The 17567-nt window shown below is 36.5% G+C and carries 13 protein-coding genes; 7 read left to right on the top strand and 6 right to left on the bottom strand.

The genetic code is table 11. The annotated features are described in order from the left end of the window. Positions 1-6: 6 nt before the first annotated feature. The 3 genes from DDF69_RS06155 to smpB form a co-directional block, all read right to left on the bottom strand. Positions 7-747: a YebC/PmpR family DNA-binding transcriptional regulator gene (locus DDF69_RS06155; protein WP_034694756.1), complete on the bottom strand. Its 741-nt coding sequence runs from the start codon at positions 745-747 to the stop codon at positions 7-9. A gap of 95 nt (positions 748-842) precedes the next feature. Continuing rightward, positions 843-2354 (bottom strand): OmpA family protein, encoded by a 1512-nt coding sequence (locus DDF69_RS06150; protein WP_114819991.1) that lies wholly within the window; start codon positions 2352-2354, stop codon positions 843-845. A gap of 77 nt (positions 2355-2431) precedes the next feature. Further along, a complete protein-coding gene (gene smpB / locus DDF69_RS06145; RefSeq protein ID WP_034694839.1) occupies positions 2432-2890 on the bottom strand; it encodes an SsrA-binding protein SmpB in 459 nt (152 codons plus the stop codon). Positions 2891-3011: 121 nt separating this feature from the next. Between smpB and DDF69_RS06140 the strand changes: the two genes are divergently transcribed. After that, the gene (locus DDF69_RS06140) at positions 3012-4634 is read left to right on the top strand and encodes an ABC-F family ATP-binding cassette domain-containing protein (RefSeq protein WP_034694751.1); all 1623 of its coding nucleotides are present in this window, start codon (positions 3012-3014) and stop codon (positions 4632-4634) included. A 74-nt stretch (positions 4635-4708) separates the two neighbouring features. Here DDF69_RS06140 and DDF69_RS06135 read toward each other — a convergent pair whose 3' ends face one another. Further along, positions 4709-5506, bottom strand: a complete 798-nt coding sequence (locus tag DDF69_RS06135; RefSeq protein WP_114819990.1) for an SDR family NAD(P)-dependent oxidoreductase — start codon at positions 5504-5506, stop codon at positions 4709-4711. A gap of 391 nt (positions 5507-5897) precedes the next feature. After that, positions 5898-6710 carry a M48 family metalloprotease gene (locus DDF69_RS06130; protein WP_114819989.1) on the bottom strand — a complete coding sequence of 271 codons (813 nt, stop codon included), beginning with the start codon at positions 6708-6710 and terminating at the stop codon, positions 5898-5900. A 332-nt stretch (positions 6711-7042) separates the two neighbouring features. On the opposite strand from DDF69_RS06130, the gene recJ reads away from it, so the two are divergent. The 6 genes from recJ to DDF69_RS06100 all read left to right on the top strand — a co-directional run bounded on the left by recJ (position 7043) and on the right by DDF69_RS06100 (position 15761). Further along, on the top strand, positions 7043-8755 hold the full coding sequence (gene recJ / locus DDF69_RS06125; RefSeq protein WP_114819979.1) for a single-stranded-DNA-specific exonuclease RecJ: 1713 nt from the start codon (positions 7043-7045) through the stop codon (positions 8753-8755). Positions 8756-8876: 121 nt separating this feature from the next. Then, on the top strand, positions 8877-9461 hold the full coding sequence (gene nadD, locus DDF69_RS06120; RefSeq protein WP_114819976.1) for a nicotinate (nicotinamide) nucleotide adenylyltransferase: 585 nt from the start codon (positions 8877-8879) through the stop codon (positions 9459-9461). An 80-nt stretch (positions 9462-9541) separates the two neighbouring features. After that, a complete protein-coding gene (locus tag DDF69_RS06115; protein ID WP_062673669.1) occupies positions 9542-9880 on the top strand; it encodes a DUF3817 domain-containing protein in 339 nt (112 codons plus the stop codon). Positions 9881-10254: 374 nt separating this feature from the next. After that, complete coding sequence (locus tag DDF69_RS06110) at positions 10255-12516, top strand: outer membrane beta-barrel family protein (protein WP_114819974.1); 2262 nt, start codon at positions 10255-10257, stop codon at positions 12514-12516. Positions 12517-12562: 46 nt separating this feature from the next. Continuing rightward, positions 12563-14821 carry a TonB-dependent receptor domain-containing protein gene (locus tag DDF69_RS06105; protein WP_114819972.1) on the top strand — a complete coding sequence of 753 codons (2259 nt, stop codon included), beginning with the start codon at positions 12563-12565 and terminating at the stop codon, positions 14819-14821. Positions 14822-14900: 79 nt separating this feature from the next. After that, the gene (locus tag DDF69_RS06100) at positions 14901-15761 is read left to right on the top strand and encodes an alpha/beta hydrolase (RefSeq protein WP_114819971.1); all 861 of its coding nucleotides are present in this window, start codon (positions 14901-14903) and stop codon (positions 15759-15761) included. A 49-nt stretch (positions 15762-15810) separates the two neighbouring features. Here DDF69_RS06100 and DDF69_RS06095 read toward each other — a convergent pair whose 3' ends face one another. Further along, positions 15811-17565, bottom strand: a complete 1755-nt coding sequence (locus DDF69_RS06095; protein WP_114819970.1) for a discoidin domain-containing protein — start codon at positions 17563-17565, stop codon at positions 15811-15813. Positions 17566-17567 lie beyond the last annotated feature (2 nt).

Raw genomic sequence — 17567 nt, 5'->3', positions numbered from 1 at the left:
TATTTTTTATAAAGAGTTCATCAGCTCTTCTGTGATTTCCATGTTGTGGTAAACGTTTTGCACGTCATCATCTTCTTCGAAACGCTCAAGCATTTTCATATTAGCTTTGAACTGTTCTGCGTTTACTTCTTTTGTATTGTTTGGAATTCTCTGAAGTTCTGCACTTTTTGCTTCAATTCCAAGCGCATCTAATTTGTGAGATAAAGAACCGAAATCTTCAAAAGCAGTAGTAATCATTACTTCTTCTTCATCTTTTTCTACATCTTCTGCTCCTCCGTCAATCATTTCCATTTCGAAATCATCCCAATCCATTTTAATCTGAGCTAAATCTATGGTGAAAATTCCTTTTCTGTCGAAGATAAATGCCAGTTCACCATTTTTACCAAGGTTACCGTCAAACTTGTTGAAAACAGCTCTTACGTTAGCTACCGTTCTTGTTGTATTGTTTGTAGTACATTCCACAAAAAAAGCAACACCACCTTGCCCATAACCTTCATAAGTGATTTCTTCATAGTTTTCTGCATCCGCACCACTTGCCTTTTTAATTGCTCTTTCAACATTATCCTTAGGCATATTGGCACCTTTTGCGTTTTGGATACATCTTCTCAATGCAGGATTGGATTCAGGATCTGTTCCACCAGCTTTCACCGCTAAAGCAATATCTTTTCCAATTTTAGAGAATGTTTTGGCCATCTTATCCCATCTGGCCATTTTAGAAGCTTTTCTATATTCAAATGCTCTTCCCATTTTAATTTTTAAATTTCCAACAAAATTACTCAAAAGTCCACAAAAAAAAAATACCTCCAATCAAATTGGAGGTATTCATTATTTAGAAAAATTAATTATTTTTTCTTTTTAGCAACAGCTTTTTTCTTAGCTGGAGCTTTTTTAGTAGCTTTTTTAGTAGCTTTTTTCGCTGGAGCTACAACATCAGATTTCTGATATTTGTTCCACTCACTGTCATCACCAATGTATCTAACAGTTACTTTTCTATCAGCTTGTCTTTCAGCATCAGATGCAGATTCTGCAACTTTAGCATTTTGCTCTCCAATACCAACTGATTTTAATGCGTTGATATCTACACCTCTCGCATCTAAAGCAGCAACTACAGAAGCAGCTCTTTCCTTAGATAATTTCAAGTTGTAAGCATCACTTCCTTTTTTGTCAGTTTCACCAACTAATAGGAATCTACCTCCATCTTTCTTAATGATTTCAGCAGCAGTATCTAAAGCTCCTTTAGATTCAGGCTTGATTGTAGCTTTGTTGAAATCGAAGTATACGCTCTTAAGGTTTTTCTCAACGTCAGTAGCTGTTACTTCTTTTGGTTTAGGACATCCGTTGTATTCTGGAAGACCTGGAACAGTAGGACAAGCATCATCTTTATCTAAGATACCGTCACCGTCTGTATCTGGCCAAGGACAACCGTTGTTTTCAGCAGGACCTGCTACTGTAGGACAAGCGTCATCTTTGTCGATTACACCATCACCGTCAGTATCTGGCCAAGGGCATCCGTTGTTTTCAACTGGACCTGCCACTTCTGGACATTGATCGTCTTTATCTGGAACTCCGTCACCGTCAGTATCAGGACATCCTTGGAATTCTGGTAAACCTGGAGTATCTGGACAAAGGTCATCTTTATCTAGGATACCATCCTTATCTCTGTCTCTGTTTCCGAATCTGAATAAGATAGAAGCAGAAGCTTGCCAGAAGTTAGCAACAGTAGATTTATCACCTGGAGTTGATACATAATCTCCCTGAATACCAAGACCGAAGTTCTTAGTTACCCAGAAGTTAGCACCAGCACCTGTAGCTACAGTAAAGTGGTTAGCTTTACCGTTTTCGTTACCATCCTTACCGTTTGTTACAGTTTCGATTGCGTTACCGTTAGCATCAACAGATGTTCTAGGGAAAGTAAGAGCTGTATAGTCATGTCTTAAGTAGTTAGCACCAACTCTTAAATATGGATCAAACCAAGATTCTTCGTTCCATAAAAGACCTGCAGCGTGAGCCTGGAAACCAAGACCTGTCATTAGGAAAAATTCTTTCCCCATGTTGAATCTTTTGTTTTCAACATTTCCAACAGAAGTTTGCCAGTCAATTACTAAACCTTTACCAACGTTTCTAGCAACTGTTAACTTAGATAGTGGAGGTGTAATAGAAAAGTTGTTCACATTGAACATACTTTTTGTCAAATTGTTAGCAGAGAACGTATTACTGAAGTTACCTCTTGCTGCTACGTGGTTTTCAGCATGAGCACCAACTCCGATTAACCACGGATTGTTGGTAGTCTGTGCGAAAACAGTAGAGGCAACAGTAAGCGCCAATGCTGAAATTCCTAATTTTAGATTTTTCATAGAATTAAATGATTAAATAATTGATAATGCAAAATAAATATAATTTTTCTTTATATACAAAGTTTTTCAAATGATTTTTAACTTTTCTTTAATATTCTGTCGAGGTTCCGTTTATTTTCTCTATCTTTTATCGCCTCTCTTTTATCGAAAAGTTTTTTCCCTCTACCAAGCGCTATCAGCACCTTTGCTTTCCCTCGGTCAGTGATATATAATTTTAAAGGTATTATGGTGTTCCCGGCATCCTTTAACTTTTTTTCAAGTTTTTGTAATTCTTTTTTGTGCAAGAGCAATTTCCGTTCCCTTTTTGTTTTGTGATTGTAAAAAGTTCCCAATTTATACTCATCAATCATCATGTTGATGATGTACAATTCCCCATCAATAAACTGACAGAAGGATTCTGTAATGGATGCTTTGGATGAACGTAAAGATTTTATTTCCGTACCCGTCAAAACCATTCCGGCTTCGTATTCTTCCAGAATTTCATATTCAAAACGGGCTCTTTTATTTAATATGCTAACTGTTTTCTCAATCTTCATCATTTTAAAATTTCGTTAATGAAATATATAAAAAATACCATACATTTAAAAACTTGACTATTATATTATTACAAAATACCCAAATTCTTTTCGTATTTTTGCGCCAAATTTACAAAACTATATGTTAACAGTATCTAACTTATCTTTACAATTCGGGAAAAGAGTTCTTTTTGACGAGGTAAATATTATGTTTACCAAAGGAAACTGCTACGGGATCATCGGAGCAAACGGTGCGGGAAAGTCTACATTCCTGAAAATACTAACAGGAAAGCAGGATCCTACAACAGGGCATGTATCTCTGGAACCAGGGAAGAGAATGTCAGTTTTGGAGCAGGATCACTTTGCTTATGATCAGTTTACAGTTCTTGAAGCTGTTTTAAGAGGTAATAAGAAATTATTTGAGATAAAAGAGGAAATGGATGCGTTATACGCAAAAGAAGATTTCTCTGACGAAGACGGTATCAAAGCCGGAGAATTGGGTGTAATTTATGACGAAATGGGTGGATGGACTGCAGAATCTGATGCTCAGACCATGCTTTCTAACGTAGGAATCACAGATGATATGCACTGGCAGCTGATGAGTGAACTTGAGAACAAAGACAAAGTAAAAGTTCTTTTGGCTCAGGCACTTTTCGGAAACCCTGATGTTTTGATTCTGGATGAGCCTACCAACGACCTTGACATTGACACTATCTCATGGCTGGAAGACTTCCTTGCTGATTATGAAAACACAGTAATTGTTGTATCTCACGACCGTCACTTCCTTGATACGGTTTGTACACACATCGGTGACCTTGATTATTCTAAGCTTAACCTGTACACGGGTAACTACTCTTTCTGGTATCAGGCATCTCAATTGGCAACTAGACAAAGAGCTCAGGCCAACAAAAAAGCTGAAGAGAAGAAAAAAGAACTTCAGGACTTCATTGCTAGATTCAGTTCTAACGTTGCTAAGGCAAAACAGGCAACTGCAAGAAAGAAAATGATCGACAAATTAAATATTGATGATATTAAGCCTTCTTCAAGAAGATATCCTGCTATTATTTTCGAAATGGAAAGAGAAGCAGGAGATCAGATCCTTGATGTAAAAGGTCTTGAGAAAACAAAAGACGGAGAATTATTATTCTCTAATGTTGATTTAAATCTTAAAAAAGGAGATAAAGTAGCTGTCCTTTCCAAAAACTCTTTAGCTATTACCGAATTCTTCGAAATTCTGGCTGGAAATGTAGAAGCTGATAAAGGAACAGTTGCATGGGGAGTGACAACAAACCAGTCTCACATGCCTTTAGACAACACCAACTTCTTCCAGGAAGACTTAAGCTTAGTTGACTGGTTGAGACAGTTTACAAAGAATGACGAAGAGCGTCACGAAGAATTCGTAAGAGGATTCTTAGGAAGAATGCTATTTTCAGGAGATGAAGCTTTGAAATCTTGTAAAGTACTTTCAGGAGGTGAAAAAATGAGATGTATGTTCAGTAGAATGATGCTTCAAAAAGCAAATGTTCTTCTATTGGATGAACCTACCAACCACTTAGACCTTGAGAGTATCACAACCTTGAACAACTCTTTATCCAACTTCAAAGGAAATCTTTTACTGGCATCTCATGACCACGAAATGCTTTCAACAGTCTGTAACAGAATCATTGAGCTGACTCCTACCGGAATCATCGACAGAGAAATGACCTATGACGAGTACCTTGCTGATAAAAAGGTAAAAGAATTGAGAGAAAAAATGTATTCTTAATCTTTAAAGAATATCAGATAAAAATCAAAGGCTGTCTTTCAGGACAGCCTTTTTTATAATCATATCTGTTGTTTTTACAAGCAACGGATTGTACCGCCATCAACCCTAAGTACAGAACCACTGATATAATCAGCAAAAGGACTACAAAGATAGGCCACAGCTCCTGCAATTTCTTCAGGTTCACCGAATCTGCCCGTATCATTAGGAATGAGCTCCTGTACAGCTTTGTATTTAATTTCCTTCGGATCAGTACCCCAATTAAACTTCGGTGCAGCATTTTTTAGCCACTCTTCAACCATTGGATTCATGATTGCTCCTGGTGAAACTACATTAGAGGTAATTCCCGTATCTTTAACTGATCTGGCAAGAGAAACAGACATATTGTGGCGGGCCGCCAAAGTAGCATTATAATGAGGCTGCTCTTTAATAGGCTGTATACCAAGTCCTCCACCAATATGTATTACCCTTCCCCAACCTAATTTTTTCATCTGAGGAACAATGCGTTGAATCATCCGGACGTAGGAAACTACATTAGTATTGTAAATGTCCAGCCAATCCTCAGCACTAGCTTCCCCCCATGATTTGTGAGAGGTAGTGCCTGCATTATTAATGAGGATATCAATCTTCCCGGACTTCAAAGCCGCAGATGCAACCTGATCTGCACCATCATCCGTAGAAAGGTCACCTACAGCAATTTCGGCACTGCCTCCTTTCTCCAATATAGAAAGCATAACTTTTTCTGCGCGATCCTTGTCTCTGCCATGAATAATCACAGCAGCCCCTTCGTCTGCCAGTAATTTTGCAATAGCTTCACCTAAACCTGAGCTTGAGCCGGTAACGAGAGCCTTTTTTCCTTTTAATTGTAAATCCATTTTGAACTAGTTTTAATTTATTTAATTTTTTGCTGGAAGTTTATTCAAAAAATATTTTTACTGTATCCTGTATCCTGATAAAGCAAAATTACATAGTCCATCACGATCTCGTTTTGTTGAAAAGCTCAAAATCGCTTTGTTGAAAAGCCCATTTATATTGGAAATATTGAAAGAAAATAAGGAAAATGGATATCCTGATCCACCTCAGATCATATTGCAGGCTTATCAGGCAGCAATGAAAATTTCAATTTTTGCAAATCAACAGGTAAGAAAAAATAAAACTGTCTTAAAAGCCTATTCTAAGATTACGTGATGCTTGAAATGATCAAACAACAGCTCAGAAAATTTGACTTTTAAAACAGTTGTATTATTTTAAATAGTTAATTAAAACTTATTTTGTTAATTTGGATGCAGGTAAAGAAACGGTTCCCGGGTCTTTCCACAAACCGTCTTTTTCAGCTCTTTTTTTAATCGCTTCCGCTCTTTTATTGCTATCAGGGTGAGAGTTGAACATCTTTTCAAAATTAGTCTGTGTGCTTCCCTGTGAAAGTAAGGCTAACTTTTTAAAAGCTGTATACGCTCCTACCACATCATACTTATTGGCTTTCATGAAGTCATATGAATAAGTATCTGCTTCAGATTCCTGCTTTTTGCTGTGCGAAGCATCTAAAAACGCATTCGCCATCTTCCCTACCTGACTTTCATTTAGTGCTGCTACATCTGACGAAGCTGAGGAAGCAGCATCTAATGCAGCTGCCTTCAGATAGGCTGATTTCATAGCATCTTTGGTATCCTGATTCTTTACGTGTCCGATTTCATGACCGATTACAGCAAGTAATTCATTATCCGTCATGATATCCATTAATGAAGAGAAGACACGTACACTTCCGTCTGCACAGGCAAAGGCATTAATATCTTTTACTTTATAAACTTTATAATTTAAGTTCAGTCCATCCTGAGATTTATGCTTTCCGAACAGTTTATTCAGTCTCACAGTATATGGGTCTTTAGGTCCCGCTACAGGATTGTTTTTATCCATCCATTCTACTGATTCTTTGGATAATTTAATAGCATCTTCGTTGGTAAATGTTAAGGCTTTTGCACCATTTGAAACCATTCCGGCAGCTTTTCCGAGGTTAATTTTCTGCGCATTAATCGAATACATAGCCCCTAATAGCATAAGGCTTATCATAATTTTTTTCATAGTCATTTAAAATTTGGAGCACGAAGATAGCCATTTTTAACAATTATTGAGTTAAAAATTCTACCATATCTTTTTTGAATATTATTTTTTTAATTATCGAAAGTATATACCCTTATCACCAATAAAACAATCATGAAAAAGACCCGAGAAATATAGTCTGACTGAGGATAATTTTCCTGTAGAAATCATTTTTAAAATGGATAAAAAAATAATTAATCTGATCAATTTAACAAGCAAGTATAAATTTTGCCAAGGATTGTAACACCCATTTTAAAATCTAATTTGCTGATTTTTAAAGACGCTTTTAGAACTTTTTTCCTTATTTTTGTGAAATGAGTCAAAAATGGATTTACAAGCCTGAACCCGATGAGGAAGTTGTTGACAGACTAAGTTCGTCACTTGGTTTTGGTACTTTTGAATCTAAAATCCTCGTTCTAAGGGGAATTGACAATTATCAAAAGGCCAGAGAATTCTTCAAACCCAACCTTAACGATATACACAATCCTTTTTTAATGGCAGACATGCAAAAAGCTGTAGAGCGTATTGCCACCGCTATTGAAAATGGAGAAAAAATATTGGTATATGGTGACTATGATGTGGACGGAACTACAGCAGTTGCCCTGATGTACCTGTATCTCAGCAAAATTGTTGAGAAAAAATATCTGGATTATTATATTCCGGACAGGAATTCTGAAGGATATGGAATTTCCACAGAAGGAATTGATTTTGCCAAAGAAAATGGTTTTTCATTAATCATTGCTCTGGACTGTGGAATTAAAGCTCTGGATATGATCAACTATGCCAGCAATCTTGGGATAGACTTTATTATCTGTGACCATCACCTTCCGGGAGAAGAGATTCCTAATGCGGCGGCTGTGCTTGATCCTAAAAGAAGCGACTGCCGATATCCTTTCAAAGAACTTTCCGGATGTGGCGTTGGTTTTAAACTCTGCCAGGGACTTAATACCATTTACAAATTACCGGAAGCAGAATTATTTGAACTGACAGACCTTCTGGCAATTTCCATTGCTGCTGATATCGTTTCTATGACAGGAGAAAACAGAGTTCTGGCTAAAATGGGATTAAAAACCCTCAGAAAGACCAGAAATCTTGGTTTAAGATTATTGATTCCTGAGGATAAGCTTTCTCATTTTGAAATTTCCAATATTGTTTTTGAAATCGCTCCTAAGATCAATGCTGCCGGAAGAATTTCTCATGGCAAAGCAGCTGTGGAGCTAATGGTTTCTGATAATCTGAAACATGCCAATCAGATTGTAAATGATATTATGAACCTCAACGATGAAAGGCGTGAACTGGATATGAATTCCACTCTTTCGGCCCTCAATCAGATTATAGAATCCCAGCAGGAAACCAAGCATACTACAATTGTTTATCATCCGGAATGGAATAAAGGTGTAATCGGTATTGTTGCCTCAAGGCTTATTGAAACCTATTACAAACCTACCCTTGTTTTTACCGATGGTAATAATGGGGAAATGGTAGCTTCCGCAAGATCTGTTTCTGACTTTGATGTTCATGAAGCTCTTGATTTGTGTTCCGAATATTTTCTAAAATTCGGGGGGCATCATGCTGCTGCAGGACTTTCAATGGAAAAAGAGAAGTTTGCAGCATTCAAAGAAAAATTTGAAAGAATAGTTTCTGAAAAAATCAAGGATCATCAAAAGGAACCTTCTATTACGATTGATACGGAGATTAAAGTAGATGAGATCAACAGAGAGTTTATCAATTTCCACAGAAAGCTGGCTCCATTTGGACCTCACAATATGAAACCTATTTTTACCTTAACGGATCAGAAGCTTTCCGGATATGTAAAAACAATGGGAAAAGATAATAATCACCTGAAGTTTTATATCAAACAGGAATCTACAGGACGAAATATTGAATGTGTCGGATTCAAACTGGGACAGTTTGTTGACGATTTTAAAAATAAAAACTTTGATCTTGCTTTTACCCTGGAAGAAAATCACTGGAAAGGCAATGTCACCCATTATCTTAATATCAAGGATGTAAAATTCAGAGAGTAAGTGAGGTTGCAGGATTTAGATTGCAGGTAATAAAAGCCTGAACTAATTTAAAGTTCTGATCAAAATATTGATATTCTAAACTACTGCTACCTGCCATCCGCTACCTATTACCTAACAAAAAATGAAAAAAATCGGTTTATTTTTCGGATCATTCAATCCTATTCATATCGGGCATCTTATTCTGGCTAATTATATTCTTGAAAATTCTGATATGGATGAACTTTGGTTTGTAGTAAGTCCTCAAAATCCTTTTAAAGACAAAAAATCTTTACTGAATGATCATAACAGGCTGGATATGGTACAGCTGGCAGTAAAGAATTATCCCAATATGAGAGCTTCCAATGTGGAGTTCTCTCTTCCGAAACCAAGTTATACTATTGATACCTTAACGTATCTTCATGAAAAATACCCTGATTATTCTTTCAGTCTCATCATGGGAGAGGATAACCTGAAAAGCCTTCACAAATGGAAAAACTCTGATATACTGATCAAAAATCATCATATTATTGTGTATCCCAGAGTATTTGAAGGTGAGAAAAAAGATTCTGAGTATTTACAGCATGAAAATATCTCCATGATCAAAGCTCCGGTAATAGAACTTTCAGCTACGGAAATCCGTAATATGATAAGGGATAGTAAAAATGTAAGACCTATGCTGCCACCAGAAGTTTTTGAATATTTGGATGGTAGCAATTTTTATAAGTAATTTTGTACATCAGAAATGAGAGATTAACCAAAAGCGGGAGAAAGACTCTTACCTTTTAATTCTCACCTCAATCTTTAGAAATGGACTTCATCGAAAAAATATTCTCAAAATATTCTCAGGAAAAAATCATCAGATGGTTTAAGCAGATTTGTCTTGCGGAGGCCATTTCATGTCTTTTGTTGTATGGTGTTGCGATGATCTGGATCCGGTATGATGAAAATTTATATTCGATTATCTTCATCAGCGTTATTGGTAGTTTACACGGATTATTTTTTACGCTTTATCTTTTGTTATGCCTTCCTGCCAGAAAAATTTATAACTGGGATGATGAAGATTTTGTTTTTGCCCTATTATCGGCATTCTTCCCTTTTGCAACAGTTTGGGTAGATAAAAAGCTCGCCCGATTCGACAGAGAATAAACAATATAATAAAAGGACCTTTTCGGTCCTTTTTATTTTTACAGTTATTATGCATCCTGTTTCACCTGTGGTTTTTTGTGAAGCATAACTCGTGAAGTATGGGAATAAATTTCAGTAATCATTATATATTTAAAAAAAAATCTTTCATAATTTCTTTCATTGATGTAACATTTAACATCATTTATTTGTCTTATTATACAGAAAGGTCAAGCAATCAATATTTTAATGTAAATTTTTATTAATTGATAATCAACCGATTATAATGATTTAAAAATATTTTTAAGTACTTTGTATTGCATAATACTAAATTTATTATATATCTTTGTAATGTTAAATAACAAACCATACAAGCTATTAATTAAAAAAGAATAATCATGAAGACTCAAATTCTTATTGCAGCACTATTTTTCGGTGGACTTGTCACTGCCCAGCAGAAAAAAGACAGTATGAAAGTAAATGCTATTGATGCAGTGACTCTCAAGAAGCAGGTTTTCAAAAAGCAAGGGGACCGTTTGGTATATGATGTAGCTTCTTCATCTATTGCTAAAGGAACCAATACCTTCACTCTTTTGAAACAAACACCGATGATTTCCAGCATTGACGGAAAAACGCTGAAGATTTTGGGAAAAAATGATGCAATCATTTACATCAACAATAAAAAAACCAATATGGATTCTGAGGCATTGATTGAAATGCTGAAGTCTACTCCCTCTGAGGATATCCAGAAAATAGAAGTCATTACAGTTCCCGGAAGTGAATTTCAGGTTGAATCTAAAGAAGGGGTGATTAATATTGTGATGAAAAAAAGCAAAAACAACGGCTACAACGGAACGTTGAAAATGCAAAACGAACAGGCATATTACAATAACCCTAATGCAGGAGCTTCTTTTAACTTCAGACAGGGAAAGTGGTCTGGTAATTCCAATTTCAGAACGGGAAGCTGGACAGACAGACAAAGGTATACGCTGTCCAACGGAGATCCTACTTTCAGAAATGAATCCTTTGGGTTTAATGATGATCCTAACAAAAATTTTGGAGGCGGTTTCAATGTTGATTATGAGATTAATAAAAAGCACAGCCTTGGATTCTCCTACAACATGAGATACAATAAAAGTTTCAATTCTGTACTGGATATTACCAACTGGCAAAACGGAGTCTTAAACAACAGAACAGTGAATAACGAGGATGCACAGACCAGAAATCATTCTTTCAATTTGAATTATGAGATGAAAACAGATTCTCTCGGAAGTAAGCTTACATCCAACGTTTCTTACCTATGGTTCAACAGAGATAAAGTAAGTTTCAATGAAAGTTTTCCTTTAACGAATGATACCATCAATAAATATTCAGCATTGCATCAGGCGGTACCACAAATCATTAATAATTACGCTGCCAATATTGATTATCTGAAAAAGACAGCAAAAGGAGCCACCTGGTTAATGGGAATCAGTTACAATCATACCAATACAGATAACGACACCAGACAGGATAAACTTAAAAACGGAGAGTTTGTAATAGATCCCAATCAGACCAATCACTTTATTTATAAAGAAAATATACTTGGGATTTATCTGAATTATGAAAGAAAACTGACTGAGAAAATATCCGGAAAAATAGGTGCCCGCTACGAAATGACCAGAAGTACAGGTGATATTGTAGATAAAACAGGATTTGAAAGAAATTACAACAACCTTCTGCCTTACCTGAATTTAAATTACGCCATCCATTCCGATCATAATCTAAGCTATACTTTTTCCAGCAGAATCAGAAGACCTAGATTCTGGGAACTGAATCCTTCAAGAACTTATTTTACTCCAACCAATTATACACAGAACAATCCATTTATACTGGCTTCCAAGTACTATAATCAGGAGTTAAATTATATGTACAAAAATGCATTCTATGCCAATCTTAGTTTTAATATGGTGGAAGATGCAGCAGCTTCAGACCTGATTCCATTGCAGGGAACGGTAACAGCTCCTAAAAAAGATGCTGAGGGGAAAATCATCAAGGATATCAAAGGAAATCCAATTATGGAAACTACCAGATTCCTGAGGTACATCAGAACCAATTATGGTAAAAACAGAGAAATTGCTCTTACTCTTGGAATGAACAAATCCTGGTTCAAAGACATATGGACAACCAACTATTCTGTCAATTTAGGATATGTTACCTACAAAGGCGGAGTATTTGAAGATCCTACTTCCATGCCTGCTCCGGGAGAAACGGAAGTAGTAGATCCTTATATCATTGATGTCAAAAATTACAATATGTCTGCAACCATCAATAATGTCATCAGACTGTCCTCTAAAAAAGACTGGTTCCTGGGAGTGAATTACTTCTTTGCCAGCCAGACTGCCATGGAAGGAGGGATGATAGGAGCAAGACAAAGCTTTGATTTCAGTCTGAAAAAAATTGCAGGAGACTGGACTATCGTAGCAGAGGTGAGCGACTTATTTAATCAAAGTTTCTACAGCATTAAAGGAGTACAGCCTAATGGAAAATACAATAATATCGCCAACTTCAACTATCCAAGACTCATGAGCATCGGAGTTACCTATAACTTCGGGAATCAGAAACTGAAAAAAGCAAGGGAAATGAAATCAGCTAACGATGCTGTAAAATCAAGAACCTAATCTATAACCACTTATTTCACTAAATCCACTCTTAAATAAAAACAACATGAAACGTATAATTTTGTCAATGGCTATTGTATTCGGTACCTGTGCATTTGCACAAGAGAAGAAATCTGATACGGCAAAAACAAAAAACATAGAAGGTGTTACCATCACCAAGCAGGTTTTCAAAAAGCAAAGCGACCGTTTTGTATACGATGTCGCAGCATCACCAGTTGCCAAAGGAAACACCACTTTTGATCTTCTGAAGCAGACCCCATTATTATCTTCCACAGATGATAAAACATTGAAAATCGCAGGAAAGAATAATGCACTGATCTATATCAACGGAAGAAAAAGCAATATGGATTCTGAGTCTCTGGCTCAGTTTCTGAAAAATACTCCGGCGGAAAATATCCAGAAAATTGAAGTCATTACTGTTCCAGGCAGCGAGTACCAGGTAGAATCTTCTGATGGAATCATCAATATCGTTTTAAAGAAGAAAATGAGTGACGGTCTCAACGGAAACATGAGAATGTCTAACACAACCAATAAGTATAACGGAAGTCAGGCAAGTTTCTCAGCCAACTACAGAAAAAACAAGCTGGGAGTAAGTGCCAGTCTTAGCGGTGGTGAAAATATAGAGGCACAAACATATACATTAAGAAATGGAACTTCAACAACTTCCAACGAATCTACTGGAGATATTGACGATCCGAATAAAAATATAGGAGGTTATCTGAATATTGATTATCAGCTGAACGACAAAAGCAATCTTGCGTTATCATGGAATACATGGGCCAATAAAAGTTATAATTCAACGGTAGATTTATTCAATACCATAAAAAAAACGAAAACGGAATATACGTGGTCTAAAAACAGAGAGAATACAAGATCTTATAACAATTCTGTGAATTTAAATTATGAATTAAAAACAGATTCTTTAGGCAGTAAACTGAATGTAAATGCTGCTTATCTTAACTACAGAAGATTTCAGTTCACAGATAACCAAACCTTTGCTTCAGATATTGACAGAGTTGTGGGAGCAAGAACAAAACAAGTTATTCAGGACCTTCCACAGATCATTAATAACTTCTCCGGAATGGTGGATTATAATCAAAAGTTTAAAAATGATCTTACCGTTTCCATCGGTGGAAATTATAACAAAACAAAAACAGATAACGATTCTAAAAACATCACTTACTCTTTTAATCCTGTAACAGCACCGGATTCAAAACCCAACCATTTTATCTATGATGAAAACATCTACGGAATGTATCTTACCGTTGAGAAAAAGATTTCCGACAAACTTTCAGGAAAAGTTGGGGCCCGATACGAGATCACCAACAGTCTTGGAACTTCTGACAATGCTCCCACAGAAGCCCTTAGAAGAATTGAGAGAAATTACAAAAACCTTCTTCCCTACCTAAGCCTGAATTATGCAATTAATGATAAAAACAATATTTCCTATTCCTTTTCAAGCAGAATGAGAAGACCCAGTTTCTGGGAACTTAATCCGGTAAGGAATATTCTTACAGATGATAATTATACTCAGAATGACCCGTTTGTAAAAGCATCTTCTACTTATAATCAGGAGCTTACTTATATGTTCAAAAATTCGTATTTCCTGATTTTAAACCACTCTTACATTCATGATGTGATCACCCAGGTTCCGCTTCAGGGATATCCGGTATCGCCGGATGGTAAAATTGGTGATAACCCGGCATTGAGATACATCAGAACCAATTTTGGAAATAAACAGGAAATGTCGGCCATGGTAGGTATTCAGAAGTCGTTTTTCAAACAGTACTGGACAACCAACTTCAATATCGGAGTGCAGCATAATATTAACAATGGAAGTCTTGATACTGATCCTACGACCGGAGACCGCTTCAAAGATCAAAAAGGGCCTAATGGAAACTTTATTACCTACACCAATAAAACGAATTCTACCAGTCTTCTGATCCAGACCAACAACACCATTCGTCTTGATAAAAAGAAAACATGGTTCTTCGGACTTAATTATTTCTTCGTAGACAAACAGCAGATTGAGCTTGGTTCACTGAAAAACTTAATGAGTCTGGATCTCAGTCTTAAAAAAATGTGGAACGACTGGACGTTTGCAGTGAATGTCAATGATGTCCTGAATACCAACATTGTTAAAATTGAAGACTTTCAGGAGAACGGAAATTATAATTATATCCACCAAAACCGTTACAACAGAAGTTTAATCGTAAGCCTTACCTACAATTTCGGAAACCAGAAAGTGAAAAAGGTAAGAGATATCGAAGGGGCGTCAGATGCCATCAAAAGCAGAACAAGATAGAGAATTATCTTTCTTCATATTTAATTATTCTTACGGTATCCGCTGATTCTTTTCAGCGGATTTTTTATATTTAATCATTATGAAAAAAGATATAAAAATTATTTTGATATCCCTCAGTTTCCTTTTTATATGGACAGGTTGCAAAGAAAAAAAGATAAAGCTTGGCCATGATATCCATTTTGATAAGGAGGAAAATATTCACTATGGAAACAATCCAAAGCAGATTATGGATCTCTATATGCCACATAAAAAAACGGATAAAGAAAAGGATGTTTTTATTGTAATTCATGGTGGAGGTTGGAGGGCTGGAGATAAATCGCAGCTCACCTTTTTCACACTCTCTATGATGCAGAAATTTCCAGATCATATTTTCGTTAATATGAACTACAGACTAGCTTCAGCTACCCAATTTGGACTTCCAAACCAAACTGATGATATTAAAAGAGTAACTGAATTATTAAAAAATAAACTAGGCTACCATCCCAATTTGATTTTATTAGGCAACAGCGCCGGAGCCCATTTATCGATGCTGTATGCCTACAAGTTTGATACAGATAAAAAAGTAAAAGCTGTCATTAATATTGTAGGTCCTGCAGATCTTGCGGACCCGGGTTTTAAAAATTATCAGGAATATTCTTTTGTGGAAAGCAGACTTGTGGATCCGGGAATAACTAAAACCGGAATATCAAAGATAGGTTTTGCCAGTCCTGTGAAATGGATAAAAAGCGATTCCCCTCCTACTTTGTCGTACTATGGAAATTCGGATCGTGTAATTCCGTCTACACAGGAAAAAAGGCTTGATTCAGCATTGACTGCCAGCCATGTTATGCATGAATCTTATCAATTCAATGGAGGACATCTGGATTGGGATAAACATCCAAATGATGTATTTCTTATTGATAAAATTGAAACCTTAATTAAAAATATTGGCAAAAAATAACACGTTCCGATTCTCCAAAACGTGTTATTTTTTATTTTAAAATTGAATTTTATTCAGATTTTGCAACGGCTGTTCTTTCAGAAACGCCATTGGCATTAAAAGCTTCAATCTGGAAGTAGTAGGCATCTGTTCTGTCTGCCCCTGTAAAGAAATACTCATTCTTTCCGTACACCATAATGCTTCCATACAATTTATCGGGAGTTTTTCCAAAATAGATTACATAGCCATCCGCTTCAGGATTCTGCTGCCATTTCATCCAGATACTTCTTCTTTCACCATATTTTTTCGGGTCAGCTCTTAAAGGCACAAACCCTTCCACTTTAGCAGGCTGTTTCCCTGCTCCTTTTCCAAATACTCTGAAGCCGCTTAATGCAAATTTTCCGGTAGGCATTTTCAGGTTTTCCATTTTAAGGAAACGGGCTTTTGCAGGTTGTTCAAGTTCCACATAGTCGTGAGGTACGTCCTTTGTATTCTTGCTTTTATCCACAATTACATTCCATTTCTTTCCATCATTAGAACCATAAATTTTATACTGATGCATTTTTCCAAAAGTTTTCCCCATAAACTCAGCATCCTGATCTGCGTAATTGATCTGAATGGCATTGATCGTGGAAACCTCCCCTAAATCTGTCTGAAACCATTCCCCGGAATTTCCGGTTTTGGCACTCCAGTACGTTTTGATATCTTCATCTACAGCATAATTAGGCTGATACCCTCCCAAAGTAGATGAAACCTGAACCGGTTTATTATAATTCAGCAGCATCCATCCGGCAAAAAGACCTTTTGTAAAATCTTTCCCTTGTGCATACTGCGGAAGGTAAGTAGGATAATCCCCATAAGCTGTGTTACAATACATCACATCGTCTTTATCAAACCCAGCAGGCCAGATTCCCAGTCTTCTTTCAAAATTATTTTTGGTAGAGATAAAAATGGTGGAGATGTGCCACCAGTTTTTGTAATTGTCTTCAAATGTCGCTCCGTGCCCTGCACCTCTGGCAAAACCACCCGGTTTATAAGAGAAAGGATTATGCTGCTGATATTCGAAGCCTTCCAAAGGATTTTTACTTACATACACTCCATCGGAATATCCGCTGAATTCTGTTGCCGGAGCACCATACTGCATATAATATTTTCCGTTGTGTTTCGTCATCCACGCTCCTTCTACAAAAGGCTGAAGAAAAACATTGTCATTGTATTCCCCGAAGCGTTCCCATCCGTGATCTTCAGGTTTTAGTTTAATAATGGGCTTAACGAAACCTTCAGACTGAAGATTTTTCACTTTTACTTCTGTTCCCAGCAATGGCCATTCATTACTTGAGCCCCAGTAGAGATACAGTTTATTTTTATCTTCATCATAATGAAATGCCGGATCCCACGCTCCTACTTTTAAAGTATCCACTGCTATTTTCCAGTCATCTTTCGTAGGATTTGTACTTTTCCAGATCGGAAAATCCTGTTCCCAGGTAGAGCCATACACGTATAAAGTATCTTTCATGGCCCAAACTGCCGGAGCATTAAGATCGTGAATGTATTTATTATCTCTTAAAAACTTCCTTTTCACAAACTTCCAGTCCAACATATCATCACTATACCAGTATCCTTCCTGGTTGGTAGAAAAAAGAAACAGTTTATTTTTAAAATTAACAATCACCGGATCTGCTGTAGCACGGTGTTTCCCTTGTTTTGAAAAAACTTCAAACGGAGTATACCCATAATCGATATTGATGGGATTGCAGAATGTTTTCTGCTGAGCACCCACCATCATTCCGAGAAAGATTGCCAGTGACAGAAAATATTGTCTCATTT

The organism is Chryseobacterium sp. KLBC 52 (assembly GCF_003347605.1).
GTDB lineage: Bacteria > Bacteroidota > Bacteroidia > Flavobacteriales > Weeksellaceae > Chryseobacterium.
Note: the sequence above shows the minus strand (reverse complement) of the source record. Positions and strands in the feature narration are given on the sequence as shown.